The 17,320-nt window shown below is 63.3% G+C and carries 12 protein-coding genes; 8 read left to right on the forward strand and 4 right to left on the reverse strand.

Annotated features, from left to right (window positions below; all coding sequences use genetic code 11):
• Positions 1 to 20: 20 nt before the first annotated feature.
• Positions 21 to 413: an MAPEG family protein gene (locus CQ13_RS01885; protein WP_057841295.1), complete on the forward strand. Its 393-nt coding sequence runs from the start codon at positions 21 to 23 to the stop codon at positions 411 to 413.
• Positions 414 to 477: 64 nt separating this feature from the next.
• On the opposite strand, the gene CQ13_RS01890 is transcribed toward CQ13_RS01885, so the two are convergent.
• The 3 genes from CQ13_RS01890 to CQ13_RS01900 form a co-directional block, all read right to left on the reverse strand.
• On the reverse strand, positions 478 to 1,671 hold the full coding sequence (locus CQ13_RS01890) for an ABC transporter substrate-binding protein (protein ID WP_057841296.1): 1,194 nt from the start codon (positions 1,669 to 1,671) through the stop codon (positions 478 to 480).
• A gap of 145 nt (positions 1,672 to 1,816) precedes the next feature.
• A complete protein-coding gene (locus CQ13_RS01895) occupies positions 1,817 to 4,969 on the reverse strand; it encodes an efflux RND transporter permease subunit (protein ID WP_057841297.1) in 3,153 nt (1,050 codons plus the stop codon).
• A complete protein-coding gene (locus CQ13_RS01900; RefSeq protein ID WP_057841298.1) occupies positions 4,966 to 6,177 on the reverse strand; it encodes an efflux RND transporter periplasmic adaptor subunit in 1,212 nt (403 codons plus the stop codon). The genes CQ13_RS01895 and CQ13_RS01900 overlap by 4 nt, the downstream gene beginning before the upstream one ends.
• Before the next feature lie 433 nt (positions 6,178 to 6,610).
• Between CQ13_RS01900 and CQ13_RS01905 the strand changes: the two genes are divergently transcribed.
• The 7 genes from CQ13_RS01905 to CQ13_RS01935 all read left to right on the forward strand — a co-directional run bounded on the left by CQ13_RS01905 (position 6,611) and on the right by CQ13_RS01935 (position 15,209).
• Positions 6,611 to 7,765, forward strand: a complete 1,155-nt coding sequence (locus tag CQ13_RS01905) for an iron-containing alcohol dehydrogenase (RefSeq protein WP_057841299.1) — start codon at positions 6,611 to 6,613, stop codon at positions 7,763 to 7,765.
• Between the two features lie 16 nt (positions 7,766 to 7,781).
• Complete coding sequence (locus CQ13_RS01910) at positions 7,782 to 9,332, forward strand: AMP-binding protein (RefSeq protein WP_057841300.1); 1,551 nt, start codon at positions 7,782 to 7,784, stop codon at positions 9,330 to 9,332.
• Positions 9,333 to 9,625: 293 nt separating this feature from the next.
• A complete protein-coding gene (locus CQ13_RS01915; RefSeq protein WP_057841435.1) occupies positions 9,626 to 11,221 on the forward strand; it encodes an ABC transporter substrate-binding protein in 1,596 nt (531 codons plus the stop codon).
• Positions 11,222 to 11,361: 140 nt separating this feature from the next.
• Positions 11,362 to 12,309 (forward strand): ABC transporter permease, encoded by a 948-nt coding sequence (locus CQ13_RS01920; RefSeq protein ID WP_057841301.1) that lies wholly within the window; start codon positions 11,362 to 11,364, stop codon positions 12,307 to 12,309.
• 4 nt (positions 12,310 to 12,313) lie between these two features.
• Positions 12,314 to 13,207 carry an ABC transporter permease gene (locus tag CQ13_RS01925; protein ID WP_057841436.1) on the forward strand — a complete coding sequence of 298 codons (894 nt, stop codon included), beginning with the start codon at positions 12,314 to 12,316 and terminating at the stop codon, positions 13,205 to 13,207.
• Positions 13,207 to 14,220: an ABC transporter ATP-binding protein gene (locus tag CQ13_RS01930; RefSeq protein WP_057841302.1), complete on the forward strand. Its 1,014-nt coding sequence runs from the start codon at positions 13,207 to 13,209 to the stop codon at positions 14,218 to 14,220. Before CQ13_RS01925 ends, CQ13_RS01930 begins: the two co-directional genes overlap by 1 nt.
• Complete coding sequence (locus CQ13_RS01935) at positions 14,217 to 15,209, forward strand: ABC transporter ATP-binding protein (RefSeq protein WP_057841303.1); 993 nt, start codon at positions 14,217 to 14,219, stop codon at positions 15,207 to 15,209. Before CQ13_RS01930 ends, CQ13_RS01935 begins: the two co-directional genes overlap by 4 nt.
• Positions 15,210 to 15,349: 140 nt before the next feature.
• Here CQ13_RS01935 and CQ13_RS01940 read toward each other — a convergent pair whose 3' ends face one another.
• Complete coding sequence (locus CQ13_RS01940; RefSeq protein WP_197427217.1) at positions 15,350 to 17,311, reverse strand: acetyl/propionyl/methylcrotonyl-CoA carboxylase subunit alpha; 1,962 nt, start codon at positions 17,309 to 17,311, stop codon at positions 15,350 to 15,352.
• Positions 17,312 to 17,320: the final 9 nt, after the last annotated feature.

Raw genomic sequence — 17,320 nt, forward strand, 5'->3', positions numbered from 1 at the left:
ACGAAAAGGGGAGTTCAGCGATGTATCATCTCACCGCGCTCGTCAGCTTGCTGGCGATCCTGGTCTATTTCTATTCGTCCGTTCGTGTGTCACAGGCGCGCGGCAAATTCGGCGTCAAGCTGCCGGCGATTTCGGGCAATCCAGATTTCGAGCGCGTGTTTCGCGCGCAGATGAACACGCTGGAATGGCTGCCGATCTTCCTGCCGTCACTATGGCTGTTCGCGATCTATATCAGCGACGGCATCGCCGCTGCGCTGGGGTTGGTATGGGTGATAGGCCGCATTCTCTATATATTTGGCTATGCGAAGTCGGTCCCACAGCGCAGCCCCGGCTTTGCGACTCAGGCACTCGCGACGATCGCGCTGTGGGCCGGCGCATTCGGCGCCATCGTGTGGCGGTTGGTGCAGGGGTGACGGAGCGCTAACCTCACCCCCTCGTCGTCCCTGCGAAAGCATGCGAAAGCAGGGACGACGGAGACTACTTCACCAGCGGGCAGCCGGAATCCTTCGCCGCCGGGAACGCCTTGTCGCCCGGCACCACGGCGAGTTGCTTGTAATAATCCCACGGCTTCTTCGATTCTGAAGGTTTCTTGACCTCGAACAGATAGAGGTCGTGGACCATGCGGCCGTTTTCCAGCACCTTGCCGCCTTGCGCAAAATCGTCGTCGACCGGGAGCTCCTTCAACTTCTTCGCCGCCGCCTCGGTGTCCTTGGTGCCCGCGGCCTTGACTGCCTTCAGGTATTGCAGCGTCGCCGAATAGGTGCCGGCCTGAATCATGTTCGGCATGCGGCCGGTGCGCTTGAAGAAGCGTTCGGCGAGATTACGGCTCTTGGCGTCGCGGTCCCAGTAGTAGCCTTCGGTCAGCACCAGGCCCTGGGCAGCGTTGAGGCCGAGGCCGTGCACTTCGGCGAGCGTCAGCAACAGGCCGGCGAGCTTCTGGCCGCTCTTGACGATGCCGAATTCCGCCGCCTGCTTGATCGAGTTGGTGGTGTCGAGGCCGGCATTGGCGAGGCCGATGATCTTGGCTTTCGAGCTCTGCGCCTGCAGCAGGAAGGAAGAGAAGTCCGACGAGTTCAGGGGAATGCGGACTGCGCCGAGCACCTTGCCGCCCTTCGCCTTGACGAAATCGCCGGTGTCCTTTTCCAAGGCGTGGCCGAAGGCGTAGTCGGCGGTCATGAAGAACCAGCTATCGCCTCCGGATTCCACCAGCGCACCGCCGGTGCCGTAAGCGAGCGCGTGGGTGTCGTAGGCCCAGTGGAAGCCGTAAGGCTGGCAGGCGTCGCCGGTGAGGCGCGAGGTCGCAGCACCCACGACGATGTCGATCTTCTTCATCTGTCTGGAGAGATCGTGAATCGCGAGCGCGACGGAGGACGTCGTCAGCTCCGTGATCATGTCGACGCCTTCGACCTCATACCAGCGCCGCGCGATGGCAACACCGAGATCCGGCTTGTTTTGATGGTCGGCGGACACGATTTCGATCTTGTGGCCGAGCACCTCGCCGCCGAAATCCTCGATCGCCATCTTGGCCGCTTCGAACGACCACTTGCCACCGTAGTCGGCGTAGACCCCGGATTGGTCGTTCAGAATGCCGATCTTGACGCCCTGCGCCGATGCCGGCGCGGCGAGCAAAAGACCAACTGCCGCAACGGCGGCCAACAATCCCGACTTCATTCTTTTCTCCAGGAATTTTTTGTCAGAGGAACCTCGCGACTTTATTCAATAACCCCGCGAGTGCCCATCCATTTCAGATCAGCCAAAAGTATTGGGGAACTTTGATCGAAACTGCGCCGTCATTCCGGGAATGACGAGCGCGAATTCACACCGCCGTCCGCTTCTTACCCTTGCCTTCGGCGAGGTTGCGCACGATGACGTAGAAGATCGGCGTGAACACCAGGCCGAACAGCGTGACGCCAATCATGCCGAAGAACACGGCGACGCCCACCGCCTGCCGCATCTCCGAGCCCGAGCCCGACGAGATCACCAGCGGCAGCACGCCGAGGATGAAGGCGAATGACGTCATCAGGATCGGCCGCAACCGCAACCGGCAGGCTTCGATCACGGCCTCCAGCCGCGCCTTGCCCTCGAGCTCGATGTCGCGCGCGAACTCGACGATGAGAATGGCGTTCTTGGCCGCAAGCCCGACCAGCACCACAAAGCCGATCTGGGTCAGGATGTTGACGTCCTGTCCCATGATCCGCACGCCGATGGTCGCAGCCAGCAGGCACATGGGCACGATCAGGATGACCGCAAATGGCAGGCTCCACGAGCCATATTGCGCCGCCAGCACGAGATACACGAACAGCACGCAGATCGGGAACACGAGCAGGCCGGCTTGGCCGCCGGTGACCTGCTGATAGGACAGATCCGTCCATTCGAACGAGAAGCCGCTCGGCAGCGTCTCCTCGGCGAGCTTCTTCATTGTGTCGATGGCGGTCGCCGAACTGGTCCCCGGCAGCGTGTCACCCTGCAGCTCGGACGCGGGATAGAGATTATAGCGCGCGACGCGGTCGGGGCCGGAGATGTCGCTGAAACTCACGACGCTGCCGAGCATCACCATGTCGCCGGCGGCATTGCGGGTGCGCAGGCGAGCGAGATCGGACGTCTCCTTGCGGAACGGCAGATCGGCCTGCGCCGTGACGCGGTAGGTGCGGCCGAACAGGTTGAAGTCATTGACATAGGACGAGCCGAAAAAGGTCTGGATCGTATCGTTGATGTTCGCAATCGGCACGCCGAGCTTCTGTGCCTTGACGCGGTCGATGTCGACGAACAGTTGCGGCGTGTTGGCGGCAAAGGTGGAGAACACCTGGGTCAGTCCGGGCGCCTTGCGCGCGGCGCCTATCAATTCGTCGGTCGCCGCCGCCAGCATTTCGGAGCCGCGGCCCTGACGGTCCTGGATGCGCATGGTGAAGCCGCCGCCGGTGCCGATGCCAGGCACCGCGGGCGGCGGAATCACGATGATGAACGCACCCTGGATGTTCGCCAGCCGCTTGCGTAGTTCATTCGCGATCGAAGTGGACGTAAGTCCCTTCTTCGCCCTGGCCGCCGGATCGTCAAATACTGGAAACAGTGCCGCGGCATTGCTCGCCTGCGTCCGGGTCGCGCCCGAGAAGCCCGCGAAGGCCGGCGCGCGAACGACGCCCGGCGTTTCAAGCGCAATCTTTTCGATCTCCCTGACCACTTCGGTCGTTCGCGCCAGCGAGGCCGCGCCCGGCAATTGTACCGAGACGATGACGTAGCCACGGTCCTGCGCCGGGATGAAGCCTTGCGGCGTCGTGATCAACAGCCATCCGGCGCCGCCGATCAGCGCCACGTACACCAGCAACATCACCACCGAATGCCGGATCACGAAATCGGCCGTGCTGGCATAGCCATGTGCCAGCCGGTCGAAGCCGCGATTGAACATGCCGGTAAAGGCGCCCCAGCCGCGGGCGATGAAATTCCAGCGGGCCGGCGGCCTTTTGTCCTCGTGCGGCTGCAGGATCAGCGAGGCCAGAGCCGGCGACAGCGTCAGCGAACAGAAGCAGGAAATCGCGGTCGCCACCGCAATGGTGACGGCGAACTGCTGGAAGAACTGCCCGGAGATGCCGCCAAGGAACGCCGTCGGCACGAACACGGCGCACAGAACCAGCGCGATCGACACCAGCGCGCTGCCGACCTCCTGCATCGTGCGGAGCGCGGCGTCGCGCCGGCTCATGCCATGTTCGAGGTGGCGCTCGACGTTTTCGACCACCACGATCGCGTCGTCGACCACGATGCCGACCGCCAGTACAAGGCCGAACAGCGTCAGATTGTTGATCGAGAATCCTAGTGCCGCCATCACCGCAAAGGTGCCGACCAGCGACACCGGAATCGCCATGATCGGGATGATCGCCGGCCGCCAGCCCTGCAAAAATACCAGCACCACGATCACGACCAGCGCCATCGCCTCGTAGATCGTCTTGATCAACTCGCTGACGGACTGCGCGATGAATTCGGTCGGGTTGTAGCCGATGTTGTAGTCGAGCCCCATCGGGAAGCTCGCCTTCAGTTTCTCCATCGTCTTGGAAATATTCTCGGCGGTCGCCAGCGCATTCGAGCCCGGCCGCTGCGTCACCAGCATGGCGACCGCGGATTTGCGCAGCAGAAAACTGTTGGTCGAGTAGGCCAAAGCACCGAGTTCGATCCGCGCGACATCGCGCAGCTTGACCGTGCGCCCGTCGGCACCGGCCTTGACCACGATCTCCTCGAATTGTTTCGGGTCTTTCAGACGGCCGGTAAAGGTGAGATTCGGCGAAAAGGCGCGGTCGCCGATCGGCGGCTCCGCGATCTGGCCGCCCGCGATCTGCACGTTTTGCGAGCGGATCGCCGCCACCACTTCGCCCGCGGTCAGGCCGAGCGTGGAGATCTTGTCGGGGTCGAGCCACAGCCGCATCGAATAGTCGCGCGCGCCGAAGATCTGAATGTCGCCGACGCCGTCGAGCCGCAGCAACTCGTCGCGGACCTGCAGCAGCGCGTAGTTGGAGATGTAGAGCTGGTCGAACGTGTCGTCCGGCGACAGCATGAACACGACCATCAGGATGTCGGGGCTGTTCTTGCGGGTGATGACGCCGTTGCGCTGCACCTCTTCGGGCAACCGCGGCTGCGCGATCGCGACGCGGTTCTGCACCAGCACCTGGGCCTTGTCGAGATCGGTGCCGAGCTTGAAGGTGACCGTGATCGTCAACTGCCCGTTCGAGGTGGCCTGGCTGTAGAGATACAGCATGTCCTCGACGCCGTTGATCTCCTGCTCGATCGGGGCGGCGACGGTGTCGGACACGGTTTGTGCGGAGGCGCCGGGATATTGCGTGGTGACCGTCACCGTCGGCGGCACCACTTGCGGATATTCGGAGACCGGCAGCGTGGTGTAGGCAATCGCGCCGACGATCAGAAGCACGATCGACAACACCATCGCCAGGATGGGCTGGTTGATGGAGAGACGGCCGAGATTCATGTCTTGGCACCGGCCGGCTTGATCTCACCCGTTTGCGGGCTGACCTTTGCACCCACCCGTGCCCGTTGCAGGCCATCGATAATGACGCGGTCTTCCGGCTTCAGGCCCTCACGGATCACGCGCAGGCCTTCATCGAGCGGTCCGAGCGTCACCGACTTCGCCTCGACCGTGTTGTCGTCCTTGACGACGAAAACGATCTTGCGCGACTGGTCGGTCGCAATCGCCGTATCAGGCAGCAGCAACGCCTCATAAGGCGCACTGCCGATGATCCGGACGCGGCCGAACTGTCCGGGCAGGATCGAGAGATCCTTGTTCGGGATCACAGCGCGGCTGCGCAGCGTACCTGTCGAGACGTCCAGGCGGTTGTCGAGGAAATCCATCTTGCCCTCGTGCGAGGGCTTGGTCTCGCCGGTCAGCGTCACCTGGACCGGGTTCGGCGTGTCGCGCGAACTCGGCCGCTTGCCTTCGAACCAGAGCCGGCTGTTTCGTAGGTAAGTCGCCTCGTCGACATCGAAATAGATGTAGATCGGGTCGAGCGAGACGATCGAGGTGAGCAGCGTGGCGCCGCCCTCGGAGCCCTGCACGAGATTGCCAGGCGTCACGAGATGGCGGCTGACGCGGCCGGTGATCGGCGCCATCACATGGGTGAATTCGATGTTTAGCTTGGCGGCCTTGAGCGCGCCTTCGGCCTGCATCTCCGCGGCGCGTGCCGCCTGCAGGGTCTGGCGGCGCTGGTCGACGATAGAGTCGGATACGGCCTGGGTCTGGTTCAACGTCAGCGCACGGTCGAGTTCGCGCCTGGCGAGTTCGGCCCTCGCGCGTGCGTCCGACAACTGGCCATCGGCCTGCTCGGCGACCGCCTCGAACGGACGGGCGTCAATAACGTAAAGCAGGTCGCCCGCGCGCACGATCGCGCCGTCGCGGAATTCGACGCTCTTCACGAACCCCCCGACGCGGGCGCGAACCTGGACCTCCTGGATGGCCTCGAAGCGGCCGGTGAATTCGTCCCAATCGGTGACGGTGCGTTTCACCGGCTGCGAGACCGTGACAGATGGTGCCGCGGCGGCTGGCTGTTGCGGCGGCTTGTCGCCACAGGCGGACAGCGCAAGCGCAAGCAATGGGGGCAACCATTTGAGACCGCGAAGTGAGTGACCATCACGGCTTGTCGCAGCCGGACGGTTCAATGGCTCAGTCGTGCTCAATCCCATCTCCCCCTGCATTCTCAACATCCTGATCGATGGAAAAGCTTGCCGTGGAACTTAGTTGCGGAGGCCACAGATGTGATCGGTTCCCAGTCTCGTCAAGAACCGGCTGGGATCAAGCCCAATCGTTATGCATCCGCGTAGTCAACGCTCTTCGCAACGCGGATTTCGCGTTTTCGCACTGCGATGAAAGCGGAACCCGTTGCGACGAATGGTCAGCTAATCGCCGCCTGATGACGAAAACGTGACATCGTGCAAAGAGACTCTCACCACGCCCCGCCGCGGGGCGCCTCTCCCGCAAGGCGGGAGAGAGCGACTGCCCGATCGTCGAGATGGTCCGCTCATATTGCCGCCTTGAAGCATGACGTCGCCGATTTCCTCGGCTAACCTCGCCGCAAGGTCCGCCACAAGGGCCAGAAAATGTCCGGGGAGGACAAGCGTGCACAGAGGGCGTGTCGTATTCGGCGCCATGGACGAGGTCGTGTTCGGACGGCCGGCGTCCGAGGCGCTTGTCGCGCAGGTGGATCGGCTCGGCACGAGGCGCGCCTTCCTGATGGTCAGCGGCACGCTCAATCGCGAAACCGATGTGATCGACACCATCCGCCGTGCGCTGGGCCCGCGCTGCGTCGGCACGTTCGACGCGATGCCGCCGCACACGCCCCGCTCAGCCGTGATCGCCGCCAGCGAACAGGCCCGCGCAGCGGCTGCCGATCTCATCGTCACGATCGGCGGCGGTTCGATCACCGACGGCGCCAAGGCCGTGCAGCTCTGCCTCGCCAACGACGTCCGCAGCGCAGATGACATCGACCGGATCAAGGCCGGTCGCGGCGGCTCACCGCAACTTGCCGCGCCGACGGTGCGCCAGATCAGCGTGCCGACGACGATCGCCGGCGGTGAATTCTCCTCCACGGCCGGCGTCACCAACGAGAAGACGAAGGTCAAGGAAGCGCTGCGCCATCCGCTGCTGATACCGCGCGCCGTGATTCTCGACCCCTGGCTTGCCCAGCACACGCCGGAATGGCTGTGGCTGTCGACCGGTATCCGCGCCGTCGACCATTGCGTCGAAGGCATCTGCTCGCGCGAGGCTCACCCATATGGCGATGCGCAAGCGCTGAAGGGCCTGTCGATGCTGGCGCAGGCGCTGCCGCGGGTGAAGGCCGCGGCCGGCGACCTCGACGCGCGGATGGATTGTCAGATCGGGACCTGGCTTTCGACCGGGCCGCTCGCTTCCGGCGTGCCGATGGGCGCCAGCCATGGCATCGGCTACGTGCTCGGCGCGGAGTTCGGAGTCCCGCACGGCTACACCTCCTGCGTGATGCTGCCGTCGGTGATGCGATGGAACAAGTCAGCGAATGCCGAACGTCAGGCGCTGGTCGCAGCCGCCATGGGCCATCCGAACGAAGACGCCGGCGACGTGCTCGATCGATTCATTCGCAATCTCGGCATGCCGCGCAGCCTGAGCGAGGTCAAGGTTGGGCCTGAGCACTTCGACCGCATCGCGCAACAAGCGATGGCAACGCCGTGGGTGCCGCGCAATCCGCGCAAGATCGAGGGACCGGCGCAGGTGCGCGAGATTCTGGACATGACCGCGTAAGGAGACCGAAGCCGATATGTACACCGGCACACATGCTCATCTTCGTCCGCTGCAGCCCGCCTTCATCATGGCTTCCACCGGAGAGGCCGTAACCTATCGTGAACTGGAGGCGCGCACGAACCGGCTGGCGCACTTGTTTCGCAACCGCGGACTCAACCGCCTCGATCACTATTCGATCTTCATGGAGAACAACAGCCGCTACCTCGAGGCCTGCGGCGCCGGCGAACGCAGCGGACTTTATTATACCTGCGTGAACTCCTACCTGACCGCGGGCGAGCTTGCCTACATCCTCACCAACAGCCAGTCGCGCATTCTCGTCACCTCGAAGGCAAAGCTCGACGTCGCCCGCGAGGCGCTGAAGGAATGCCCCAAGGTCGACTTATGCATTGTCGCAGACGGCGACGGCGAGAGCGACCGTATCGTCGGGCTTGAGCAGGCGACGGCAGGCCTGCCGAAGACGCCGATATCAGACGAATGCATCGGCACCGCGATGCTCTATTCGTCGGGCACCACGGGCCGGCCGAAGGGCATCCTGCGGCCGCTGCCCGAACAACCTCCGCTTCAGAACCTGGCGATCTTCGATTTCCTGCACGGCGTCTGGCACTACCGCGAAGGCATGATCTATCTTTCGCCCGCGCCGCTGTACCATTCGGCGCCGCAGGCGGCGGTCAATTTGACGATCCGCACCGGCGGCACCGTCATCATCATGGAAAGTTTTGATCCGGAAAGGTATCTGGAACTGGTTCAAAGATGGGGCGTCACCCACACCCAGCTTGTGCCGACAATGTTCTCGCGCATGTTGAAGCTGCCGGAGGATGTCCGCAAGCGTCACGACCTCTCATCGCTCGAGATCGCGATCCATGCTGCCGCGCCCTGCCCGGCTGCGGTGAAGGACGACATCATCAATTGGTGGGGACCTATCATCCATGAATATTACGGCGCCACCGAAGGGCTCGGCTTCACCGCCTGCAACAGCGAGGAATGGCTGGCACACCGCGGCACCGTCGGCCGGGTGCTGCTCGGCGACCTCCATATTCTCGACGAGAACATGCGACCCTGCCCGGTGGGCACCCCGGGCACGGTGTGGTTCAAGACCGCGACCCCGTTTGAATATTTCAACGACCCGGCCAAGACCCAGGAGGCGCGCTCGCCTGACGGCAGCATGAGCACGGTCGGCGACGTCGGTTATGTCGATGAGGACGGTTATCTCTATCTGACCGATCGCGCGACCTTCATGATCATCTCTGGCGGCGTCAACATCTACCCCCAGGAATGCGAGAACCTCCTGATCACCCATCCCAAGATCGCCGATGCCGCGGTGTTCGGCGTGCCGAATCCTGACCTTGGCGAGGAAGTAAAGGCCGTGGTGCAGCCGATGCCGGGCGTTTCGCCGGGACAGGAACTGGCCGACGAACTGATCGCCTTCTGCAGCCAGTCGCTGTCGCGCCAGAAAGTGCCGCGCTCGATCGATTTCGAGGCCGAACTGCCGCGGCTGCCGACCGGCAAGCTCTACAAGCGCCTGTTGCGCGATCGCTATTGGGGCAACAAGACGTCGCGGATCGTGTGAGCATGCGACGATGTGAGATGGCGAACCAGAACACAGACGTCGCGACACCTGGTGGTGCGGTGCATCATCGGGCGAGACATTCCAGCGCGAGCAGCAACATAACGGCTACGCTGCAGCGAATCTGCCGCTTTCGCAGCGAACGGCTGCGTTGGCGCGCATGTTCCGCCGCGCGGATTTCGATTAGTTCGAATTGCCGATCTGTGCATCGTCTTGGCCGGTTGCCCAGACGCGCGGTCATGCTATCGTCTGACGCAATCGGCCGTTTCGAGACCGAGCAAATATGGGAGGGGACCATGCGGAGCGTTCATGCGCTTGCCGCCGCGGCGTTGTTGTTGCTGCCGGCTTATGATGTTGCATCGGCCGGCGAGCCGAAACAGGGCGGCATCCTCAGGGTCTATCATCGCGACAGCCCAGGCAGCGCCTCGATCCATGAAGGCGCGACGTTCTCGATCAACGTTCCCTTCATGCCGGTCTTCAACAACCTCGTCTTGTTCAAGCAAGACGTCGCGCAGAACAGCGCAGATTCCATCGTCCCGGATCTGGCGGAGAGCTGGGCCTGGAGCAACGACGGCAAGAAACTCACTTTCAAATTGAGGCAGGGCGTCAAATGGCATGATGGCAAGCCGTTCACCTCAGCCGACGTCAAGTGCACCTTCGACATGCTGATGGGCAAGTCGCAACAGAAGTTTCGCCAGAACCCGCGAAAGTCCTGGTACAACCAGGTCGAGGACGTGACGACAAACGGCGATTTCGAGGCATCGTTCAGCCTGAAGAGGCCGCAGCCGGCGTTGTTGTCGTTACTCGCCTCCGGCTACACCCCGGTTTACCCCTGCCACGTCTCCCCGGCCGACATGCGTACCAAGCCGGTCGGCACCGGCCCGTTCAAATTCGTCGAGTTCAAGGCCAACGAATCGATCAAGCTCACGAAGAATCCCGACTACTTCAAGAAGGGCCTGCCGCACCTCGACGGCATCGAGTTCACCATCATCACGAACCGTTCGACGGCCATTCTCGGATTTGTCTCCGGGAAATTCGACATGACTTTCCCGACCGAAGTGTCAATCCCGCTCTTGAAGGAGGTCAAGTCGCAGGCACCGAACGCAGTGTGCGTGGTCGAGCCGGTCAACGTCTCGACCAACATCATCGTCAACTCGTCCGCCCCGCCGTTCGACAATATCGACATTCGCCGCGCGCTGGCACTGGTGCTCGACCGCAAGGCCTTCGTTTCGATACTGTACGAGGGACAGGCCGACATCGGCGGCACCATGCTCCCCGCGCCGGGCGGCTTGTGGGCGATGCCGAAGGAAATGCTGGAATCGATTCCGGGTTACGGTCCCGACGTCAACGCCAATCGGGAAGAGGCGCGCAAGCTGATGCAGAAGGCGGGCTATGGACCGGACAAGCGCCTCGCCGTCAAGGTCGCCACGCGCAACATCCCGATCTACCGCGATCCCGCCGTCATCCTGATCGACCAGATGAAGAGCATCTATATCGACGGCGATCTCGACGTCGTCGATACCGCACAATGGTTCCCGAAGGTCGCCCGCAAGGATTACTCGCTCGGCCTTAACCTCACCGGCAATGCGGTCGACGACCCCGACCAGTCATTCTACGAAAACTATTCCTGCGGCTCGGAGCGCAACTACACCAACTACTGCAACAGGGAAATCGAGAAGTTGTTCGACGAGCAGTCGATGGAGAAGGATGTCACCAAGCGCAAGAAGCTGGTCTGGGAGATCGACAGGAAGCTGCAGGAAGACGTGGCGCGGCCGATCATCTTGCACGCCCGCCAGGGCTCGTGCTGGCAGCCTTATGTCAAGGGCATCACCATCATGGTGAACAGCTCCTACAACGGCTACCGTTACGAAGACGTCTGGATGGACAAGTAACGTCCGGCCGCGATAGCGTTTTCGAGCGAAGTGGATCCCGGTTCGCGTGAAGAAAACGCGTCAAAACAAGAACCGAGAGCTCGGTTCTGATTCATCAGAACCGAATGGGCTCTAGCCGATGGGTCAGGGAGAGTAGCCGGGTGTTTGCTTACATCGTGCGACGCCTCGCCTTGATGCTCGTGACCCTGATCGGGATATCGATCATCATCTTCGTGTTGCTGCGGGTCGTCCCCGGCAACATCGTCGACATCCTGTTCGACGCCGCCGGCTTCGTCGATCCCACCGACAAGGCCAACCTGGAAAAGGAACTCGGCCTCAACCTGCCGATCTACCAGCAATATCTGAACTGGATCGGCGGGCTGCTGCACGGCGATCTCGGCTATTCCTACGTCTCGGAAAAGCCGGCGTTGCAGGAGATCCTGCCGCGCATTCCGATCACCGCCCGGCTGGCGGCGCTTGCGCTGTTGTTCTCGGCCTCGATCGGCATTCCCTTAGGCGTTCTCAGCGCAGTCCACCAAGGCTCGCGGCTGGATTACACCCTCCGTGTCGTCAGCCTGAGTGGCCTGTCGCTGCCTTCCTTCTGGCTCGGGCTGCTTATCCTGATGGCCTCGGTTTCGCTGTTCGGCCACATGCCGATCTATAATCCGAACCCGGCAACCTGGACGGAGGCGTTCGCGATCTATGCCGTGCCGGCGATGGCGGTCGGGTTTCGCAGCGCCGCGCTGACCATGCGCATCACGCGCTCCTCGATGCTCGAAATTCTGCGGCAGGACTACATCCGCACCGCGCGCGCCAAGGGCGCGTCCGAGGCTTCGGTCAATTATCGCCACGCACTGAAGAACGCGATTCTCCCTGTTATCACCGTGATCGGCATCGAGGCAGCGTTCCTGATCGGCGGGCTGATCGTCACCGAAACCGTGTTCAATATTCCAGGCGTGGCCCGCTTCCTGGTCGAGGCGCTGCGCTGGCGCGATTACCCGATCGTGCAGAATCTCGTGATGCTGATCGCCGTGGTCGTGGTGGTCGCGAACTTCACCGTCGATATGCTTTACGCCGCGATCGACCCGCGCATCCGGTATGGGGATTAGCCGCGTGAGCACGATTAACTTCGAAAGCGAGTTGAGGCGGGCCGGCGCCCATTCGACGCATGGCTGGCGCCGGCTGGTGTTCCTGGCGCAGCGTTATCTGCTCGGCACGATCGGCCTTGTCATCATGGTGATGTTCGTCTGGATGGCGATCTCGGCCGACCTGATTGCCCGCTACGACCCGCTCAGTGTCGATTCGGCGCAGCGGCTGGCGGCGCCCAGCGCAGCGCACTGGATGGGAACCGATTCATTCGGCCGTGACGTCTGGAGCCGGATCATTCACGGCGCGCGGATATCGCTGGCCGTCGGCATCGGCGCCACCGCGCTCGGATCGTCGATCGGCGTCATCGTCGGCCTCGTATCCGGCTATCTGTCCGGCTGGGTCGATCTGCTGTTCCAGCGCGTCACCGACATCCTGCAGGCCCTGCCCTTGCTGGTGCTGGCGCTGGTGATGACGGCGGCGCTCGGTCCCTCGCTGCCGAACGTGATCATCGCGATTGCGATCCCGTTGATCCCCACCGTCGCCCGCGTGATCCGCGCCAATACGCTGGCGCTGCGCGAGCAGCCCTTCGTCGAGGCAGCGAAATCGATCGGCATGAGCGAGACCCGCATTGCGCTCCGCCACGTGCTGCCGAACACGCTCGCGCCCTTGATCGTGCTGGCGACCGCGCAGCTCGGTTCCACCATCCTCACCGAAGCCTCGCTGTCGTTCCTCGGCCTTGGCATCCCCGAACCTTATCCGTCGTGGGGCCGCATGCTGTCGGAATCGGCGGCTGAATATGTCCGCACCGCGCCGTGGCTGGTGATTTTCCCGGGCGTCGCCATCTCCCTTGCCGTATTCGGCACCAATCTGTTCGGCGACGCGCTTCGCGACATCCTCGATCCGAGGCAGCGCGGCTGATGAGCGAGGCACGCAAGGACGACACTATTCTCGATGTGAAGAACCTGCAGACGGTGTTCTTCACCAATTCCGGGCTGTTCCGCGCGGTCGACGACGTCTCGTTCACGGTGCGCCGCGGCGAAACGCTCGCGATCGTCGGCGAGTCCGGCTGCGGCAAGAGCGTGACCGCGCTGTCGGTGATGCGGCTGGTGCCCGACCCGCCGGGCCGCGTGGTCGGCGGGTCGGTGACGCTGGAAGGCACCGATCTGCTCAGCCTCGACGAGGCCGAGATGCGCGACATCCGCGGCAACCGCATCTCGATGATCTTTCAGGAGCCGATGACCTCGCTCAATCCAGTGATGCGGATCGGCGACCAGATCACCGAAGTGCTCCGCCTGCACCAGGAGATGACCGCAAAGGAAGCCTGGGCCAAGGCGGTCGAGATGCTCCGCCTGGTCCGCATTCCCGAGCCGGACCGGCGCGCGCACGAATATCCGCATCAATTGTCCGGCGGCATGCGGCAGCGCGCGATGATCGCTATGGCCCTGGCGTGCCGGCCGGCGCTGTTGATCGCGGACGAGCCGACCACCGCGCTCGACGTGACGATCCAGGCGCAGATCCTGGCGCTGATCGTCGACCTGCAAAAGAAGCTCGGCACCGGCTTGATCCTGATCACGCACGATCTCGGCGTCGTCGCGCAGACCGCGCAGCGCGTCATCGTGATGTATGCCGGCAAGAAGGTCGAGGAAGCGACGGTAGAGGACCTGTTCGAAAATCCAAAGCATCCCTACACGCGCGGGCTGATGGCCTCGATGCCGGCGGTGATTTCGTTCGGCGCCAAGACCGATGCGCGGCTGAACGAGATTCCCGGCATGGTGCCGTCGCTGACCAACCTGCCGCCGGGCTGCGCCTTTGCGCCGCGCTGCCGCCTTGCCGTGGACCGATGCCGCGCCGAATATCCACCGCTGCAAGAAGTCGACGGCGACCACTTCGCGGCGTGCTGGCGCGCAACCGAATTGGTAGGCGTGCCATGAGCGACCAACGCCCCCTCCTTGAAGTCACCGACCTCGTCAAGCATTACGCGGTGCGCGGCGGCGTCCTGCGCCGGCGCGTCGGCACCGTGCATGCGGTCGACGGCGTCAGTTTCTCGGTCGGCAAGGGCGAGACACTCGGGCTGGTCGGCGAATCCGGCTGCGGCAAGTCGACGGTCGCACGCGCCGTGCTGCGGCTGGTGGAGCCGTCCAGTGGCGCCATCAAGCTGAACGGCACCGACATCACCGGGCTCAGCAAGGCCGAGATGCGGCCGCACCGTCGCTCGATGCAGATCGTATTCCAGGATCCGTTCGCCTCGCTCAATCCGCGCATGACCGCGGGCGATATCGTCGGCGAGCCGCTCGCCGTGCATGGGCTGGCAACCGGTCGCGCGCAGCAGGAACGCGTCGCGGAACTGTTCGCGCAGGTGGGATTGCGGGCCGATCAGATGAAGAACTACCCGCACCAATTCTCCGGCGGCCAGCGGCAGCGCATCTGCATCGCTCGGGCACTGTCGCTCGGGCCGAGCCTGATCGTGTGCGACGAGCCGGTTTCAGCGCTCGACGTCTCCATCCAGGCGCAAGTGATCAACCTGTTGATCGACCTGCAGCGCAAGAACGATTTTTCCTACCTGTTCATCGCCCACGATCTCGCCGTCGTCGCCCATATCAGCCATCGCGTCGCCGTGATGTATCTCGGACGCATTGTCGAAATCGCGGACAAGTCGGAGTTGTTCGCCAACCCGCGGCATCCATACACGCAGGCGCTGCTGGCGTCAGTCCCGGTCGCTGATCCCAAGGCAAAGCGCCTTGCGCCGATGGTCGACGGCGACGTCCCGAGCCCGATCAATCCGCCCTCAGGCTGCGCTTTCCACACCCGCTGCCGCTATGTCATGGACCGCTGCAAGGTGGAGCGGCCGGCGCTGGTGGAGGCCGGCGAAGGACATCAGGTAGCGTGCTGGCTGAACGACGGCACGGGGCGACCGGAGTAAGTCTATCGTCGTCCCTGCGAACGCAGGTACCCATAACCACCGCTGCTACTTATGAACGAAAGTTATCGCCCCAACTTCGCACAAATCGTGCATTCGTGGTTATGGGTCCCGGGTCAAGCCCGGGACGACAGAGATTTTTGTCACGCCGCCGCAATCTCCACGACGATCCGCCCCGTCGTCACCTGCTCGCCCTCCGTGACATCGATCGACGAAACCGTACCCGCGACACCTGCCATGTGCACGTGCTCCATCTTCATCGCTTCCAGCGTCATCACCGGCTGGCCGACGGCAACCTGCTCGCCGGGCTTGACCAGCACGGCCACCACGCGGCCGTTCATCGTCGCGCGCACCTTGCCGTCGCCGTCCGCCGCCGCAGCGGAGGCCGGTGCAGCCAGCGTCAGATCGCGGGCGGCAAGCGAGGCTCCGCGATGCAGGATGTACAGATGACCGCCATCGCGCAGAAATCTCGCTGACTCCATCATGCCGTTGGCACGGAAGCGGATCGTGTCGGGGCCAAGCTCATTGATCTCGAAACGCCACTCGTTGCCATCGAGGCCGGCGACATAACTCCCGTCGCGGTTTCGAACAATATCGACATCGAACGCACCGTGGCCAAGGTCGATCCGCATCGTCAGCGGGAACGTCGCCGCCAGACTGCGTCCGCTGCGCCAGGGAGGCGCATGCGGGTTGGTGACATAAAGCAGCAATGCCGCCAGCGCGGCCTCCGTCTCGTGGTTCGCACGCGACGCCAGCAATTCGTCGCGGTGATTGCCGATGAAGGCCGTGGTCGCTTCGCCCTTCGCAAAGGCAGGATGGCGCAAGCAGGAAATCAGGAATCCCTGATTGGTGGTGATGCCGAATGCGGCAGTCTGTTCAAGCCCGCAAATCAGCCGCCCGCGAGCCTCGTTGCGGTCGGCACCATGGCTGATGATCTTGGCGATCATCGAATCGTAGAACGGCGGAATCTCCGAACCCGATCGCAGCGCGTGCTCGACGCGGATGCTGTCGGGCATCTGCCACAGCCCCATTCGCCCCGATTGCGGCATGAAGTCATGGTTCGCGTCCTCCGAGCACAACCGCACCTCGATGGCGTGGCCGGAGAATTTGACGTCTTCCTGCTTGAGCCCGAGCGGCTGGCCGGTGGCAATGCGCAACTGCAGTTCGACCAGATCGAGCCCGGTAATCGCTTCGGTGACGGGATGCTCGACCTGCAGACGCGTGTTCATTTCCATGAAATAGAACTCGCCGGACGGATCGAGCAGGAACTCCAGCGTACCCGCACCCTCATAGTCGATCGATTTGACCGCAGTGACCGCGACGGCGCCGATGCGCGCCCGCAAGTCCGGCGTCACTTTTGGCGAGGGCGCTTCCTCGATCAGCTTCTGGTGTCGGCGCTGCACCGAGCAATCGCGCTCGCCGAGATGGATGGCATTGCCGTAGCGATCGCCGAACACCTGAATCTCGATGTGGCGGGGATCGACGATCGCGCGCTCCAGGATCACCGTGGGATCACCGAACGCGCCCTGCGCCTCCGACCTTGCGCTGCGCAGCGCATCCGGAAATGCCGAGGCGTCTTCGACCAGCCGCATGCCGCGCCCGCCACCGCCAGCAACCGCCTTGATCATCACGGGGAATCCGATCTTCCTGGCCTCCGCCAGCATCACTGCGTCGCTCTGGTCCGCACCCTGATAGCCGGGCACGACAGGAACGCCTGCCTTTGCCATGATGTCTTTGGCGCCGGCCTTATTGCCCATCGCCCGGATCGCCTCCGGCGACGGCCCAATGAAGACCAGCCCGGCATCGCGGCAGGCCTGCGCAAAATCCTCGTTCTCGGCGAGGAAGCCGTAGCCCGGATGCACGGCGCCGGCCCCGCTGGCTTTGGCCGCGGCGATGATCGCATCGATCCGCAGGTAAGACTGCGCCGGCAGCGCCTCCCCGATCCGCACCGCCTGATCCGCCTCACGCACGTGCAGCGCATCACGATCGGCATCGGAATAGACGGCTACGACGCCATAGCCGAGCCGCCGCGCGGTGCGCATGATCCGCAGTGCGATCTCGCCGCGGTTGGCGACGAGAATCTTAAAGAATGGCGTTCGCTTCATCTCGATCCC

It is taken from the genome of Bradyrhizobium retamae, assembly GCF_001440415.1.
Classification (GTDB): domain Bacteria; phylum Pseudomonadota; class Alphaproteobacteria; order Rhizobiales; family Xanthobacteraceae; genus Bradyrhizobium; species Bradyrhizobium retamae.